17 protein-coding genes and 5 pseudogenes are annotated in these 15,454 nt (G+C 41.8%); 3 read left to right on the top strand and 19 right to left on the bottom strand.

Features of this window, described 5'->3' with window-relative positions; genetic code table 11:
* Positions 1-112: 112 nt before the first annotated feature.
* From A7P97_RS04065 to A7P97_RS11005, 5 genes and pseudogenes are all read right to left on the bottom strand, one after another.
* Entirely contained in the window at positions 113-1,471 is a 1,359-nt protein-coding gene (locus A7P97_RS04065) for a restriction endonuclease subunit S (RefSeq protein ID WP_125080309.1), read from the bottom strand.
* Positions 1,472-1,524: 53 nt separating this feature from the next.
* Entirely contained in the window at positions 1,525-3,390 is a 1,866-nt protein-coding gene (locus A7P97_RS04060) for an N-6 DNA methylase (protein ID WP_197474169.1), read from the bottom strand.
* A 113-nt stretch (positions 3,391-3,503) separates the two neighbouring features.
* Positions 3,504-3,560 (bottom strand): annotated as a pseudogene (locus A7P97_RS11015) (PT domain-containing protein); the annotation flags it as partial.
* Positions 3,550-3,606, bottom strand: a pseudogene (locus A7P97_RS11010) (PT domain-containing protein); the annotation flags it as partial. The pseudogenes A7P97_RS11015 and A7P97_RS11010, both read right to left, overlap by 11 nt.
* Positions 3,591-3,659: pseudogene (locus A7P97_RS11005) on the bottom strand (PT domain-containing protein); the annotation flags it as partial. The pseudogenes A7P97_RS11010 and A7P97_RS11005, both read right to left, overlap by 16 nt.
* Before the next feature lie 224 nt (positions 3,660-3,883).
* Here A7P97_RS11005 and A7P97_RS04055 point away from each other — a divergent pair.
* Positions 3,884-4,444 carry an NAD(P)H-dependent oxidoreductase gene (locus tag A7P97_RS04055; protein ID WP_067530491.1) on the top strand — a complete coding sequence of 187 codons (561 nt, stop codon included), beginning with the start codon at positions 3,884-3,886 and terminating at the stop codon, positions 4,442-4,444.
* A 143-nt stretch (positions 4,445-4,587) separates the two neighbouring features.
* Positions 4,588-4,785 (top strand): annotated as a pseudogene (locus A7P97_RS10055) (aldo/keto reductase); the annotation flags it as partial.
* A gap of 550 nt (positions 4,786-5,335) precedes the next feature.
* Here the strand turns inward: A7P97_RS10055 and A7P97_RS04040 are convergent.
* From A7P97_RS04040 to A7P97_RS04005, 13 genes and pseudogenes are all read right to left on the bottom strand, one after another.
* Positions 5,336-5,995, bottom strand: a complete 660-nt coding sequence (locus A7P97_RS04040) for a phosphoesterase (RefSeq protein WP_067530488.1) — start codon at positions 5,993-5,995, stop codon at positions 5,336-5,338.
* A gap of 112 nt (positions 5,996-6,107) precedes the next feature.
* Positions 6,108-6,890 (bottom strand): hypothetical protein, encoded by a 783-nt coding sequence (locus A7P97_RS04035; protein ID WP_067530487.1) that lies wholly within the window; start codon positions 6,888-6,890, stop codon positions 6,108-6,110.
* A gap of 563 nt (positions 6,891-7,453) precedes the next feature.
* The gene (locus tag A7P97_RS04030) at positions 7,454-7,864 is read right to left on the bottom strand and encodes a hypothetical protein (RefSeq protein WP_067530486.1); all 411 of its coding nucleotides are present in this window, start codon (positions 7,862-7,864) and stop codon (positions 7,454-7,456) included.
* Between the two features lies 1 nt (position 7,865).
* Positions 7,866-8,492 (bottom strand): hypothetical protein, encoded by a 627-nt coding sequence (locus tag A7P97_RS10645; protein ID WP_231865644.1) that lies wholly within the window; start codon positions 8,490-8,492, stop codon positions 7,866-7,868.
* Positions 8,493-8,806: 314 nt separating this feature from the next.
* Positions 8,807-9,907 (bottom strand): hypothetical protein, encoded by a 1,101-nt coding sequence (locus A7P97_RS10640; protein ID WP_231865643.1) that lies wholly within the window; start codon positions 9,905-9,907, stop codon positions 8,807-8,809.
* Between the two features lie 13 nt (positions 9,908-9,920).
* Positions 9,921-10,331, bottom strand: a complete 411-nt coding sequence (locus A7P97_RS10635; protein WP_231865642.1) for a hypothetical protein — start codon at positions 10,329-10,331, stop codon at positions 9,921-9,923.
* A gap of 33 nt (positions 10,332-10,364) precedes the next feature.
* Positions 10,365-10,442, bottom strand: a pseudogene (locus tag A7P97_RS10630) (hypothetical protein); the annotation flags it as partial.
* A gap of 230 nt (positions 10,443-10,672) precedes the next feature.
* Positions 10,673-11,101 carry a hypothetical protein gene (locus tag A7P97_RS10625; RefSeq protein WP_231865641.1) on the bottom strand — a complete coding sequence of 143 codons (429 nt, stop codon included), beginning with the start codon at positions 11,099-11,101 and terminating at the stop codon, positions 10,673-10,675.
* A gap of 54 nt (positions 11,102-11,155) precedes the next feature.
* On the bottom strand, positions 11,156-11,428 hold the full coding sequence (locus A7P97_RS10620) for a hypothetical protein (RefSeq protein ID WP_231865640.1): 273 nt from the start codon (positions 11,426-11,428) through the stop codon (positions 11,156-11,158).
* Complete coding sequence (locus tag A7P97_RS09655) at positions 11,418-12,695, bottom strand: site-specific integrase (RefSeq protein WP_082887627.1); 1,278 nt, start codon at positions 12,693-12,695, stop codon at positions 11,418-11,420. The genes A7P97_RS10620 and A7P97_RS09655 overlap by 11 nt, the downstream gene beginning before the upstream one ends.
* A gap of 149 nt (positions 12,696-12,844) precedes the next feature.
* Positions 12,845-13,360, bottom strand: coding sequence for a single-stranded DNA-binding protein (locus A7P97_RS04015; RefSeq protein ID WP_067525728.1), 516 nt, complete (start codon positions 13,358-13,360; stop codon positions 12,845-12,847).
* A complete protein-coding gene (locus A7P97_RS04010; RefSeq protein ID WP_067530485.1) occupies positions 13,347-13,565 on the bottom strand; it encodes a hypothetical protein in 219 nt (72 codons plus the stop codon). The genes A7P97_RS04015 and A7P97_RS04010 overlap by 14 nt, the downstream gene beginning before the upstream one ends.
* Positions 13,553-13,780, bottom strand: coding sequence for a hypothetical protein (locus tag A7P97_RS04005; RefSeq protein WP_197484496.1), 228 nt, complete (start codon positions 13,778-13,780; stop codon positions 13,553-13,555). Before A7P97_RS04005 ends, A7P97_RS04010 begins: the two co-directional genes overlap by 13 nt.
* Positions 13,781-14,257: 477 nt before the next feature.
* Here A7P97_RS04005 and A7P97_RS10870 point away from each other — a divergent pair, with 477 nt between their 5' ends.
* Complete coding sequence (locus tag A7P97_RS10870) at positions 14,258-14,392, top strand: hypothetical protein (RefSeq protein WP_255361589.1); 135 nt, start codon at positions 14,258-14,260, stop codon at positions 14,390-14,392.
* A gap of 99 nt (positions 14,393-14,491) precedes the next feature.
* Here the strand turns inward: A7P97_RS10870 and A7P97_RS04000 are convergent, their stop codons facing one another.
* Complete coding sequence (locus tag A7P97_RS04000; RefSeq protein WP_067530483.1) at positions 14,492-15,121, bottom strand: lytic transglycosylase domain-containing protein; 630 nt, start codon at positions 15,119-15,121, stop codon at positions 14,492-14,494.
* Positions 15,122-15,454 lie beyond the last annotated feature (333 nt).

The raw sequence follows: 15,454 nt of genomic DNA, 5'->3' as shown, positions 1-15,454 counted from the left end.
GTTTTAGAGATTATGCGTCTAATCATAACAAATATATTACGAAACGTTTAGACAGACAAAAGGTCGTCTGAAGATTTTTCAGACGACCTTTTACTTGGCAATGAACTAAAACTTACCCCTCAATCGCTTGTTCCACCTTACGCTTGGCTTCTTCCAACAAGGCTTGGGATTCTTGGCGCAAGCGGTCGGATTGTCGGATTAAATCGGCGATTTGGGTTTGGATTGTCTCCTCCACATTTGGGATAACTAAATTAAGAATATCTTCATCTTTAATAACGGGGTAACTTGTTCCGACGTTAAACTGAAGTAACCAATCTTTATAAATTTCTGTTCTTAGAAGAACTTTTAGGAATTCATTATTGAAATACGATTTTACTTTTCTGCGTAATACGGTAAAAGCTCCACTGACAATCAGATCATCTCTATCATGTTCAATAACTGTAATTGCGCCGCGATTTGGACGTACAGTTGAAATCAAAATATCACCTTCTTTAACCATAATCTTAGCATTGGCTGGCAAATCTTCTATTGCAACTTCATTAAATGAATATGAGCCATCAGATACATTTACATCCCCAATTTCAATATATTGATACGCTGGCAAATCAAACTTTGATTTGCTTTTAACTTGACTGTATTCCTGTTGGATTTGAACAAATCCATTGTTGAATGCCTGAATCTTTTTCAGATAGCTTTCATACTTTTCCTGATAAAACTCCGCATCCAGCCTACCCGATGTACCGAAACTGTCGGTAAAGGATTTGATATTGACCGTTTGGGAAGGCGGATTAAAGTCTTTTAAGCCTAAATGCTCTAAAAGCAGGTTTTGGGCTGTTTGGTAAATCTCTTTGGATTTTTGCAGTTTTTCAAATGCTGACGAAACAATAGCTTCAATTTCATCTTGAACTTCTAACGAGATTATCGGGATTTTTATTTTTCTAATACGCTCTATTGATAGTTTTGGTTGAGCAGTCCCTACTTTATTTCTTTCAATATAATTTTGACCAAATTTGCTTTCTAAAAAAGAAAACAAATATTCTGGCTTAATTTTATTTTTTTTAGTAATTAAGCGAACAGCATTTTCTGTTAAATTACAAATATCCAAATTAAATTTTACTATACCTATATCTCCAATAGAGTTCCCAACAATAGTCATCAATACATCATTATATTCTGTTTGATAGGCTTTTATTTCTCTATGAGTTATTAGTGAAATAGTCGGAGAATTATTGTAATCGACAAAACCATTTTTTATATCTTCTGCCCGTATATATGGTATTCCTCTTTTATCATTCAGAAAATCATGTCCTTCTGGCAACCTCTTCCCACCTTTTACGGCAATAATATTTTTAGCTTCTTCAAAACCAAGTTTTGCAATTATCTTTTCTTCTTCTAAATAGGTTTTTTTAAAGAACTCTGCATCAATACGGTAAGTAAAGTTATCTTCCAAAACTTCAGAGTAATTCAACACTTTTACCTCCAGCCCCTCCAACAACCGCTTGTATTTCGCGGCATCAAAGGGGCTTAGGGCTTTCCCGCAAAAGACATTTTCTCTTTTTTGGCAAATTCCAAAAAGGCTTCGGCAATACCGTCTCCTGTTTTGCCGTCGTGGTTGAACAGGTCGTGTTTGACGATCAAATGCCCGTGGCTGTCGAGTACAGGCGTGCCGTCTACGTTGCGGACAAAGATTTTGTCGCCGCTGTTGTCTTTGCTGGGTTCTTGCATGGTGGCAAAGAAAATCGGGTAGTCTTCCACTTCTGGGCAAAGGATGTCATGCCATTTTTGCACGAACAAGACGCTGGTTTTGGTACCGGTGTGTGGTTTAAATACATTCCCATGTAAACCAACCACAGCAAGGATGCGGCAACGTTTTGCGATAAATTCGCGGATGGCTTTGTCGGAGCTGTTATTGAAACGCCCTTGCGGCAACACGATTGCCATGCGTCCGCCGTCTTTTAAGAAATCCAGGTTGCGTTCGATAAAGAGAATGTCGCGCCCAACTTTGGTTTGGGCTTTGCCGTTGGGCTTCTTCCCCAGTTCGTATTTCGCCAAAATACGGCTTTCTTTGATGTCACCTGCAAACGGCGGATTCGCCATCAGGATGTCGAATCCGAAATCTCGGTTGCTGTCTTTTTGCTTTCTGAGTTTGCGCAAACCTTTCCAACCGTTGCCGTAAGTATCGAGCCAGTTTTCGTCTTTGGTTTTTTCATCCCAGCGTTCCCAATCCAGGGTGTTTAAATGCAATACGTTGGTTTGCCCGTCGCCTGCAATCAGGTTCAGTGTGCGGGCAACGCGCACAGCTCTTTCATCAAAATCGATAGCAAAAACTTTCTTGGTAACGTAATCAGTGCATTCGGCAGGCTTTTCTTCGCTGGTAAACAAATGGATTTTTTCCAAGCCTTGCGCTTTTAAAATCTGTTCCCAAACGTGGAAGATTGTGTGGACGGGAAAGCCGCAACTGCCGGCTGCTGTATCAATAATGGTTTCATCAGCAGTCGGATTGAGCATTTTTACACACATATCAATCACATAGCGCGGCGTGAAATATTGTCCTTTTTCGCCTTTGCTGGATTTGTTAATCAGGTATTCGAAAGCTTCATCCACCACATCCAAATTGGAGTTGAACAGCTTCACATCTTGCAGTGAAGAAACGCAGACGGACAAATGCGAAGGGGTAAGCTGGATTTTGCTGTCTTCGGAAAATACGCCTTCCCATTTTTCACGGGCTTTTTCAAACAGACCTTGGATTTTGTTTTTCAATTCGATTTCAGTATCGCCGCTGTTGCGGAATGCCAAGTAGCGTTTTTTGTTCCGTCCGCTTTCCATTTCGTCATAGAGCTTGGTAAAGATCAGCTTGAAGAGTTCTTCAAATACATCCACGCCGGCATTTGCCAAGACTTCGTCTTCCATTTCTAAAATCAAATCTTTCAATGATTTGCGTTCATTGACGAGCTTATCTTTTCGGATTAAGTCATCGATGGTGTATTTTTCATTCAATACGTCAGACAGTTTTTCCGATACTCTTGGCAATGCGGGAATATCTTCAAAATAATTTGGGTCTTTTCGGTGATAAAAAGAAATGGAATCGCCGTTCGTCCATACACCGATTGGTGCGCCTGTGGCGTTGCAATAGGATTTGAGCTGTTCTTTACCGTCTTTAAGTTTAGGCTTTTTGAGTTCGACAATAATGTAGGCAGCATTCGGATTATCTTTGTCAAATACAACAATATCTGCCCGTTTACTGTCGTCCCGACCAAAGGTAACACCGTACTCCAACTGAATGCGTTCGGCAGGGTAGCCATAGTCATCCATCAAAATCATTAGATACAGTTGGCGGACAACTTCTTCGGGGGTTAATTTGATTTCTTTATTACGGATACGGCAAGTCAAATAATAGTGGGTTTTGCCTTTGACAACTTTTTCGCTGATTTGAGATTCAAGTTTGGCAACTTGGTTGGTGCTGAATTGGGAAAGTTTGTAGTTGGAATCTTTTAAGATTGCACTTAGGCTAATTGGTTGGTTGGTTGGTTGGTTGGTTGGTTGGTTGGTTGGTTGGTTGGTTGGTTGGTTGGTTGGTTGGTTGGTTGGTTGGTTGGTTGGTTGGTTGGTTGGTTGGTTGGTTGGTTGGTTGGTTGGGCATGATGTTGTCCTTCTGAAATAAGGCAATAAAATTTGCGTATTTTAACGGTTCCGCCGTCTCTTGACTATCATTGTCAGTGATTAGTTACCTATAGAATGAATTACCAATTATTAGATTTTACCTAAAAGTAATTTAGAAATTGTGCGTCTAATCATAACAATTATTCTGCGTATAATACACCCCATCAGCAAGCGATAAAGCTTAAAAACATTTTTCCGTTAAACCCCTACAAGGAAACCGAATATGAAAAACATCCTGATTATTTCCGGACACCCCGATTTGCAACATTCCCTGGCCAATGCCGAAATTTTGGCGGAAGTGGAAAAATCCCTGCCGCAAGCCGAAATCCGCAAACTGGATGCGCTGTATCCGAACCGTCGGTTTGATATTGCCGCCGAACAAGATGCGCTGCTGAAAGCCGATGTGATTGTGCTGCAATTCCCGTTTTCATGGTATTCGGTGCCGGGTTTGATGAAGTTGTGGATTGACGAAGTATTCGTACACGGTTTTGCGCACGGCTCGACCGCGAAACTGGGTGGCAAAAAGCTCATTGTGTCATTTACTACCGGCGCGCCTGCTGCGTTGTATCAAAAAGACGGCTTCTTCAAACACTCGGTGGAAGACTATCTGCCGCAGTTTGAAACCTTCGCTGCCTTGTGTGGGCTGGATTATCAACAACCCGTGTACACCTGCGGTATCGGCTACACCGACCGTAGCAACGAAGAAGCCGTCAATACCCAAAAACAACAGGCGCGCAAACACGCGGCGCGTTTGGTTGCCGCCATTCAAGCCGCTGCTGCCTGAACTTTTCAGGTAGCCTAAAAATGCTTTATTTCACAATAATATAAAGGAAATCGAAATGTACGTTATCGACATCAAAATCACCGAACAACCCAACGAAACAGAAGCCGCCGAATGGCTGGCACAGCACCGCGCATGGTTCAAAAAATATTTCGAGGCAGGCAATTTCTTGGTGGACGGCCCATACCTTGATTGCCAAAGGCGCATTGCCGCTTATCGGCGCAACCAAGCCGCACCATGTTACTGATGCTGCTGATGCCGCCAAACTGGTATTGACCGCCGAACAAATGGCCGAAATCGAAAGCCTAGCGGAAGAAACTGGCGTGGATACGCGTGGCAGCTAGGAAGGCGAAGCATAAATCCGTTTTAACTCCGTTAAAGCACACGTTTTAGCTTCGCAGAAACTCGCTTCGCTCCGTTTTCAGGTAGCTCGAACCAGCCGAAAGGTCGTCTGAAAGCACCAAAAAGCAGCCTGCAACCTGCCCTCTGTTTACCACACAAAATCCAAATGCAGGCTGTCATCGGTCTGAATCCTATGATTTGAGCGTGCTGCTTTCCCCTTTTTACGGATATTCGGAAGAGGTATACCGGCAGAACTTGGCGAACAGAGGCATTACCCAGTCGGTCAAAATCAAAGAATTGGAATTTGACCGACTGGGCAAGTTGTCAGAGGGCTGTATGTTGATTTTGGAAGTGGAGCAGAAGAAAGGGGACAAACTGTTTACGCTTTCGCCTGTGCCGTTAAACGAGATTATTCATTTTATGCAGGACACTTACCGGTATTGCTGATGCGGAAAGGACGGATTGAAAACCCGTCCTTTTGTTTTGCCGACTGTTTTTCAGACAGCCTACACCATTCAAGGCTACCTGAAAATTCATCTCTAAAATCACAGCTCATCCGTTCAATGCCGCCAATCTTGCCCGAATTTTTGCAGCTGCATCTTCCGTACTGTTACCAACGATAACGTTTTGCTTGTCGTCGAAATACTGAACGGCAGGGAGGTCGCGCAGGAAGCCGTCAATATCCTGTGCAGTCAGGAAACGGCCGTGCATATCCCAGCCAACATTGAGGGCACGTCCTTTGACGGCGGCCATGCGGTCGTGCAGATGGCCGTAGAGGTGGTATAGACCGTGGTGGATGCTGTCCCATTCGTATAAGGGATAGTGGCACAAAATCGCGGTATTGCCGATTTCGGGCAGTTTGAGCCGCAGGTAATGGCTGGCGGACGAGAGCAACGGATGGCCGTCGGCTTTGCGCGTGTTGAGGAAATGTGCTTCGTTTTGCCGAATTAGGTAGTCGTGGTTACCGTAGATCAAATGGTGTTGGCCGTTAAGCCGTTGCAGCACGGCTTCGATGTGTGCGGACTTTTTGGCAAAGCAGACATCGCCGAGGTTATACACAGTGTCTTGCGGGGTAACGACGCGGTTCCAGCAGTCGATCAGGTATTCGTTCAGCTCGTCGGTGTTATCGCTTTGTAGGCGGAATTGCGGGCAGTATCGAGCGATGTTGGGATGGGAGAAGTGCCAGTCGGCGGTGAAATAGGTTTGGGGCATGGGATACTCGGTTTCGGGTGATCTGACAATGAAAAATAAGGTGCAGGCTGCTTTAGAGGCCGTCTGAAACAGGGTTGGGGCGATAAAAAGCAGCCTGCACTTTTTTGCCCACCTATCTGCCGGTCAATACCAACCGTCGGCAGAAGGCTTCCCAGTCGGTAAGGTGCACAACGTGCGTGCCGTCTGCCAACGGGTGTACATCGGAAGCGCAAGTGGTGCGCCAATAGGTGTAAAACGGAAGTTTGGCGATGTCGGCTTCCGATACGGCAGGGGCGTTATCCTGTTCTGGCGTATGCACAATCGGCAGGCCGAAATAGCTGTATTGGCCGTCTTCCGCTTGATTGCCTGTGTGGCCGGTTTGGCAGCGGTGTTTACCGGTACGGACAAACAGACGGCAGAATGCGTTCCAATCGTGCAGAAACACGGCGGCTTGTCCGTCTATCAGGCTTTGGGCGGAACCGATGCTGCTGTCCCGCCAAAACGGGTAGAACGGCAATTCGGCGATGTGGCGTTCCATGACGACCGGGCAATCGCCCCGTCCTGCCGGCCGCATCACCGGAACGCCGAAACAGGTGGTTTCAGGCAAGGCATGTGCAGGCTGCATGAAGGCGTTTTGCAGGATAACAGCCGCTTCGGCAGGATCAATACTCAAACTGTCTATGGCCGGCTGCAAGGTTGCGGGCAGGTTGCAAAAGCAGCCTGCACCGTCCGGCAGGCAATACACAGAGTTGTGCGTATAGGCCAGCGGTGCCGCCCATTGAGTAACGGGCGAAGTGCGGATTCGGCCGCCTGTGGCAAAGCGCCCCGATCCATCTTGGACGACTGTGCCGTACACCACGGCATACTCGGATTTGCCGGGCGTGTGGTAGCGGGTGAAGGTCCAATCAGCCAGCATGCAAGTGGATATTGTACAGTCGTAGACATGCGTTGATTGGATGGTATGAGTGTGGGTGTTTGGCATGGGTTCATTCCTGAAATGGCGAAGTTTAGACAGCCACAGTCATTGCGAGGTATGCAGATTGCCTGAAATTTCGCGTTACACTTCAATCGCGTTCCTGTTCCGATAACTAGTTTGCACAATTATTTTTTGGAATACCTTTGGGATTAATAACCATGCAGCAGTCTTGAATTTTTGCATACATGACCGTGTGCTTGTCTCCGGCAAGACGTGAGCGAAGCCGAGCAAATCCATATTGTTAACAAAATAAAGATTTAGTGGAGACTGCTGCAAGTTGGGGTGCGGGCTTGAGCAGAAAGCAGTTCAGTACAATAGTGTTTGACGCGCCACTAAACTGCTGTACCTCTCCGACCAGAAGAAGTGAATGTTGACGAGAATTGTCTTCTACTCTACTCATCAAGAAGTTTAATAGGTGTGAAGAGATTGTCTGAAAATTAATTTTCAGACAATCTTTTGTAGAAACTACTGTAGTAAAAATTATTTACCTTACATCCTATAAATTACCTACGTTGACGGTTAACAGCAATAAGAGGCTTATTTAAAGTAACTTGGGTCATACCATGCATATATGCATTATATTGCCATACAATAAATTGCTGTTTGTATCGCTCATTAATTTCTTCCAAACGTTGTACCTGAGCTTTTAAATTCTTAACTTGCTTTTGCAGATAATCCATTGTTACATTCGGTTCTGGGTTAGCTTTTGCTTTTTCTTTAAGCTTCTGTTTTTGTTTGCTAAATGCTTCTTGTATGTCTGAATAATTAGCTAGTGATTGTCTTTCAATACTTTTAACATTTAATAATTCTGAAACTTTGTGGCAAAGTAATTCCCAAGTTAATTTACCTTCCCAGGTCTTAATCAACATGATGATGTCTTCTAAACGTTCTTCTGTAACAAGAATTTTTGGCATATTATAACTTCATTAGTCTATATAAATCATTGTCTAATTTAGCTGTATCTGGTTTTAGAATGTCTATATCCATTCCTTTTTCCTGTAAAGCTAATTTAACTGGGGAAGGGTCATACTCATCAGGAATTCGTAATAATGATCCATTTGGAATTTCCCTATTTTCTAGAAATGCAATTTTAGTTTTTATATGCGTTAATCTCCATCCTAAATTACTTATCCACCGATCTGCACCAAAAACACCTAATTTATGGTGCTCTCTCGCTTTATTAAATTGTTCTGTAAGTTGAATTTCTCTAAGCTTTAATATTTCTAAAGATGATTCTAATCCTTTAATACAAACGAGTTCTTTACATGTTTCACAATCCCCATGGCGAGAGCATGGCGACATTGCATAATCATGTTCACAAATGCCTATTTCTGTTATAGTTGCAATTCCAATTCTATTTTTTCCTAAGTCTTCATAGGTTACTGGAAGATTTAAATGGATTTTATCTAAAAGTGAAGCATCCTCGGGAATAAGTAAATTCCGAACTGCTTCACTTTTTTCTTCTTCTGTCCTGTGATCATAAGCCTTATTATCTGCAATTCTAGCCCTCCCTGCCCAGTTCGCTAAAGTTAATTCATCCATTCCACCTCTCTCAGCTTTTGTACTTAACCAATGCCTTGCATTGTGTGATAGTAATCTAACAAACTCTCCTTTCGAAGTAGTTATACAATGCTTTTCCCATAATGATGTTTTGGGACGTGTATCAGAATAGCAGAATCTATCATTAATAAGATTTACTGTTGGTAATATAAAAGAAAATTTTTTAGGGAGAAAATCATCATGAAATTCATTTTCTCTAAATAATAATAAGGCTTCAGAAGCTTTAACGTTTCTATTTTTATCAATATATGGCCAGTAATTGAATTTTGAGGTATATTTTTCGTATAAGTACTTTCCTAAAAATTAGAAGTTATAACGCCATTATTTTCTTTCATTAACTTTTCAAACCACTTAGTTTTAATCCCATGCTTTCCATTAATTTCTAAAATCTTACCTATTTCTATTTCAGTTAAAGGTTTTTGAGATAAATAATGGGATACTTGCATACCTTGATCTGGTGATATCATTACTGTGTTAGGATTTTCTTCTGCAAACTTTGCTGCTTTTCTTGCTAAAGCTCCTATATCTGTTAAACGTTTGACTGCTTCAATAATCACATCTTGCATGCTACCAGGAACCCATTTCAAACCCTCTTTTCCATTTTTTGCAGGTATCCATCGAATACCTAATTGCCTATTTCCTAAGCTATCTTCTTCCCATTCTAAGCAATTAACAGATAAAGACATCAACTCAGAACAACGAGATGGAGCAACCATAAGTAGAGCCATAACTGCTGTATAATACTCAGTTTCTTTATCTAAATTTGGTGCATCATGAAAGAGTTTAGCAACCAACATCATTTCTTCATCTGTTGGCATTTTACTTGAACGGTATTCTTTTCCTCTTTCATCAAGCAATATCGTTAAATCTCTAGGACGTTTATATGGGTTATTCCATAAAGACAAATTTGGAGTAATACCATTTTCACGACAAAAATCAAATAACTTCTCAAGTTGATATCCTAATTTATTGACTGATTCAGTATCTTTTTTATATTTTTTCAATACAAGGATTTCAACTTCATTAATGACTAAATTATCGAGTTGTAATACATCGCAATTGGCTTTTACATTGTATAAAGCCATTTCAACCATACGTAATGATTCCATATGCCGTGATAATTGACGAACTGGCTGCTGAGAATAAACATAACGAATGTATGCTTTAGCAAAATCAATAAATGGTTCAGATAACGGCTCATATTGGTAGGATGTAGATTTAACCCTATCTGTGGAAAAACGAACTTGAATGTTGTGAAGATTAAAGGTATCTCTCCATTGATTATTGTCCCAACAATCACTTCCGAAAGCTGTAAGTTTGTTTTTACAGAAAGTGATAAAATTTTCTAAACTGGATTTTGGATTCTCATGTACTTGGAAAAAAATTGTATTATTCATAATTAATGAGTCTCTATATTTTTTTCATTTCATTACACGCTTGAACAACATATTCAACAGCCAATATAATACGATCCTTAGAAGATGCATAATCTATACTTTTAGTTCTTCTTAACCGTTCTTCTTTCTCTTTATACAGTTTATTTAATATTTGTTGATGTGGACCATCAACCAAAGGTCTAAATTTAGGACATAAATAACAAGTCTCATAACCAGTTATACAAAAATCATTCGTCCCACATGCGCCTATGGTATCTACTCCGTTATTAGTTATTAAAGATGTTGGATCAAATCCTCTCTCACTTTCATTCAAATTAGAAATAATTCTGCCAACAAATACTTGGGCTAGTTTTCCCATTTCAGCACCCATAACGCGATCAATATATTGCACTGTATCCGCTGTATTTTCAGTATAGACTTTCACATTTTGTGTATCTGAGTGATCTAGTAGTTCTGCTATAATCGCTGCACCAACTCCTTTTCTCCCTAGGTTAGTTCCCCTTGTATGACGAAAACGTCTTGCATTAACATGAATGATTTCACCTGTCCGCTCTGAAACAGCTTTTTGATGAAAACAGAATTTTCGTAATGTTTTTTCTCTAATAAAGATGCTGAGTAATGAAAAATATCTTTATCTAATAATGAAAGATCAAAACACCTATTTTGTATATTCTTTGTCAAAGAATTCCAATCGATAAACATTGGTAATCTCATTTTATAATCTGAGATAAACAATTCATCAACCAAACTAAGTAATTTTTTGTATTAATATTCTATGAAGTTTAAGAGAATTAAATACAAATCCTCTGTGATGGCAAGCTTTTTAAATGTTTCTCTAAATAACCCACCTCTCTTTTTAGCCCTAGGGATATTTAGGAAATAATTCCATGTTCCTTGAGAAATTTCCTTTTTCAAGTCTTTAAATTTTAAATGGTGGATTTGAATAGGTCTTCTCGCGGTAGCTTGAAGTAAGTGAATATATGTATATGTTTCAAATGAAATAAGATCTTCTTTCCAAAGTCTAGCCAGCTCCGTCATTAAAGCCAAAATTTCATTTTCAGTAAATGCACCTGTATAAGGGCATCTCATTAATACCGCTTTACCTTTGTTGTTTCCACTCAAGGTAAAGCTTTCTAGCAGCAATGCAACTGATTCATCAACTCCATAATAACCATACTCATGCCATGAGAGCAAAAAACCTTTTAGTGCACCTAAATACCATTCATGATCTTTTCCTAATTTATTTTTCTAATCCAAGATTATTGGCACGTTAATATTTTCTAATTTAGTTGAAATTACTAATCGTTGGAACTGTTGGTACATGTGAAATACGTGATAACTTGAATATTTTTCGGCATATATTGCTAATGTCTTTCTAAACCCTTCTAATGTTTTTTTATTAATTCCTAATATGTGTTTAGAAAAATTAATCTTTATTTCTTTGCTTATATGCCAAGAATTTTCTTTTTCATCAAATACATATCCATCTCTAGATTGTCTAATAATTTTATTATGATTCATAATCATCAACCTTTTTTTGAAACTCAATTTTAAGTTCTAATAATATCTTGTTAGCTTTTTCTCTAATATAACGTTGATTATAGAAATTACCTGATTTTTCTGACGTATGCCCCATGAGATGCTGTCTTATTTTTGCCTCTTTTTCAGGGGAGATAAAATCTTTATGGGAAGAATCATGATTTAAATTTTTATTATTCTTATCTACTTTTCGTGAAAAATATAAGTTCCATTCATGACGAAAAATATGCGGATGAATAATAGAGAATCTTGGATCTACCTTTTTCATCGTTGGTACAATAACGTTGTCAAAAGAACTTGTACTAATTGGACTCCCTTGAGTTTTTCCTTTTCGATGAGTTACAAACAAATATGGATGTGTATTCGCATTGGGAACTTTAGAACGATAATTCATAATATAATCATTAAGTAGTTGAGCTATCTTTTGTGATATTGGCAAGCGCCTTTCTTTAGTTTTACTAACTGCCTGAATTTTTCTTGTGTCAAATTTATCATCATGCGTTCGCTTTATTGTAACCGATGGTTTAGCAGTCCCTATATCGATAAATGGTATTTGAAGTGATAATAGTTCTCCTCTTCTAATTCCTAATTCTTTCAGTAAGATAAACATTAAATGGTTTCTTTTTCTTATTCCGATATCTTGAAACGGATTATTAGGGTTTGAAAAGTTCGCAATAGACATAAACTCATCTAACAATCCATCGGGTAACTCACTTTCTGGTTTTATAGATAATGCTTTATGATTCTTAGGTCTTACTCCTTTAATTAGCGTAAGTAATTTTTTTAATTTTTCGACATATTCGTTAGATGCACTTATTACTTTAGATAGAAATAAAATGTATTCTGAAAGCGTTGTTAGCCTATTGTATTGGTGACTAAGGGATACAGACGGGTAAATATCAATAAATTGAGTTCGACCTTTCATTAACACACTTTTTTTCATACTAATTACATTCTTTTGCTTTTTTACATTTAGTCTCATATGTTGAATAAGAGATTCTAATTGATTTTCTGTTAAGAGTATCTCTTTATGAATTAGATCACTAATAACAAGATTATTCTCTTTTTCCCAGCTCATTAACCATTGTATGATTCCTAGTTTATTTCTAATGGTATTTACTGCGGATTGATTACGTAGTTCTACTGTCACCCATAGGGTTGAATAAAAATCAGGTATACCAGTTTTCTCATTAACTAACAGGGAAAAGCGTTCTCCATTTGAAAACAGGATTGTTTCTAGTCTATACATATCTACTAAATTTACAGAGTCAATATATATAAATACTAACAAAGAAGATAACAAAAGTCAAAATATGTGTAAAAAAAGAGAAACCTTTCTATATAAGGTTTCTCCGGGTTTTAATGATTTATTTTTTACAAAATTCAAGTATCTAGAATTCAAAATGGAATATCGTCATCGATATCGTCAATCGGTGCCGGGGCGGGTGCTGCGGCTTGGCGGCGTGGCGGAGCGGGCGGCTCGGCGGCGTAGGCCGGTTCATTGTAGCTTTGAGCGGGCTGCGGGCGTGGGCTGCTGGGTGCGGCTGCGTATTGGTCGCTGCCTTCGTAGGGGCTGCTGCCGCTGTTACGACCATCAAGCATTTTCATTTCGCTGGCCACGATGTCGTAAGCAGTGCGCTCGATGCCGTCTTTGCCGATGTATTTGCGGCTTTGGATGCGGCCTTCAATATACACTTTGCTGCCTTTTTTCAGATATTGGCCGGCAATCTCTGCCAAACGGCCAAACATACTGATGTTATGCCATTCGGTACGCTCTTGGCGCTGGCCGTTGCGGTCTTTCCAGTTTTCGCTAGTAGCAATAGAAAAATTGGCCACTGCGTCGCCGCTAGGCAGGTAGCGCACTTCAGGGTCACGCCCCAAGTTGCCGATAAGCATCACTTTATTCAACATGATTTCCTCCTAAAATAATCTGTTTGGCGGCGGCTTCATCGAAACCATGCTGCCGCGCCTTGATGTAAACGGTTGGACGGTCGGCGCTGAGGCTGGCAGCTTCCACGCCTTCAAACTGCTGCAACACGGCCAAAAGCCACTCTTCGCAGCTCTGCCATACCGGGGGCGCCAGATTGCGCACGCCGATGGATTGCGCTATGTTGTACATGTGGCTATGTCTCTCAAATCCATCGGCGCCACTCTTGATACGATAGACAGCAGGCTGACTTCCAAAATATTGAAGCCAACAAAATACACCACCAGCGATACGCCAATAGCCAAGAGCAAAGCCTGGTCGACATAAATTCCGCACAAAACCGCTGCAATCAGCATGATACTAGCTACAAACACCTGCTTGAGCCTGTTGCACGTTTCGTCCACCACAATCGCCAATTCCAGCAGCACCGCTGACAGATAAAGCTACCAATACCATTCTTTGGACATACCAAGCCGCGCATCACAATCGACAGACTGGCAAAAATTTCCATTATCACCGCCTGCAGAACAAAAATACCGAAATTGAGCTGCATCAGGCGTTTGTTGCGTAACGCCTCGCTGATGCGGAAGTCTTCATTCTCATATCTTCATGAAAACGACCCCGCTACGGATTGGACATAATCCACACACCACGCTACAGCCAACACACACAATGCACCGGTGAATGCAAACAGGCCGAAAATGTTGACGTAGCGGGTAAACAACGGCAAAACCATTATGCTAGCAGCAAAAGTGAAATCGATAAATGAACCCCATTGGAGCCATGGCACGGGTACGCACTTCTTCGCACGTTAAATCCGCCAAAAGCCCGGCAACCGCCACAATCACTAAACGCTGTACGCAGGCGTACTACTAGGCAGCTCCTTGGCAGGCAACACCAAAAACATACTCAGCATACGCAGCACATATACGCCGGAAAGCTATGTGCTGGCGCACCCCATTCTTTGGACAATTAAGGCGGTGCAGGAGATTCAGGGCATGGTGTTCAAATGGAAGTAGTTAGGGAAAAATTCTATTAATTATACCCGAAGCCTTGCGCCATCGGGAGCTTTTCGGCAAGGGTAGATGTTTGATTAGACTTTCAGGTAGCCTGTTCCACTAAGACCATTGCCAGCGGTTCTGCCACGCGCCGATCACCGCGTCGGGATAACGCCGGCTACCTAGGCTGCCGTTGTAGCGCGCCAATGCCCGCTCCATATTGCCGTTTTCCAGATTGCTGTAGTGGCGCAGGATGGTGCAGCCGTAGCGCAGGTTGGTGCGGATATCGAATAAGTTGTGTTCCGGCTTGCCGATGTAGCGCTGCCAAAACGGCATCACCTGCATCAGCCCGCGTGCGCCCACGCTGCTGATGGCATACTGCCGAAACGCGCTTTCCACCGTAATCAGTCCCAGAATCAACTGCGTATCCAGCCCAGCACGGGTGGTTTCGTATTGGATGTTGATGAGCAGGCGGCGGCGTTCCAGCGGGTCGGGCACAAAACGTGCCAGCCGCAGCGACATATCATTGAGCCAGCGCGGCGCGTTATACGGGTTTTCAAACACCAGGCGCGGCGGATTCACATTATCCACCGAATGGCGCATCAACGAAGTAACATCGTCCGACAGCGTCTCCTCGCGCTGCGCCCCGGCACGGGCGGCTTGAGGCAGGCAGGCAACGGTAGAAACGGCAGCCAGCGAAGCGAGCAGGCGGCGGCGCTCGGGCTGTTCGGGGGCAAACGGATACGACATGGTTTAAAGTGCACCGATTAAGATGATAACAGCCGCTATTATAGTGGAGTTTCGCCCACACGGCGTAGCTTGAGCCTGCCTATTGCAGCGAAGCAGGCTATCTTCGATACAGGCTGAACAATGAAATAGCATTTTAGCTTCGCAGCAGCCGATGCTTTCAGGTAGCCTTACCCGATATCGTTGAAGCAATTACTTCTTCCCGCAATGCGGCCTACAGACAGCATGAATAAGGCAACAAAGTGCGCTACCGCCTCAGAAGAAATAAGGTGCTTGGGCTATATTCTGCAATAAACCTTTAGAATTTCCGCATATGGTTGTATGATGTGTTCCCGA

The sequence above is a fragment of the Eikenella sp. NML070372 genome, assembly GCF_001648415.1.
In the GTDB taxonomy this organism is placed as follows: Bacteria; Pseudomonadota; Gammaproteobacteria; order Burkholderiales; family Neisseriaceae; genus Eikenella; species Eikenella exigua.
Note: the sequence above shows the minus strand (reverse complement) of the source record. Positions and strands in the feature narration are given on the sequence as shown.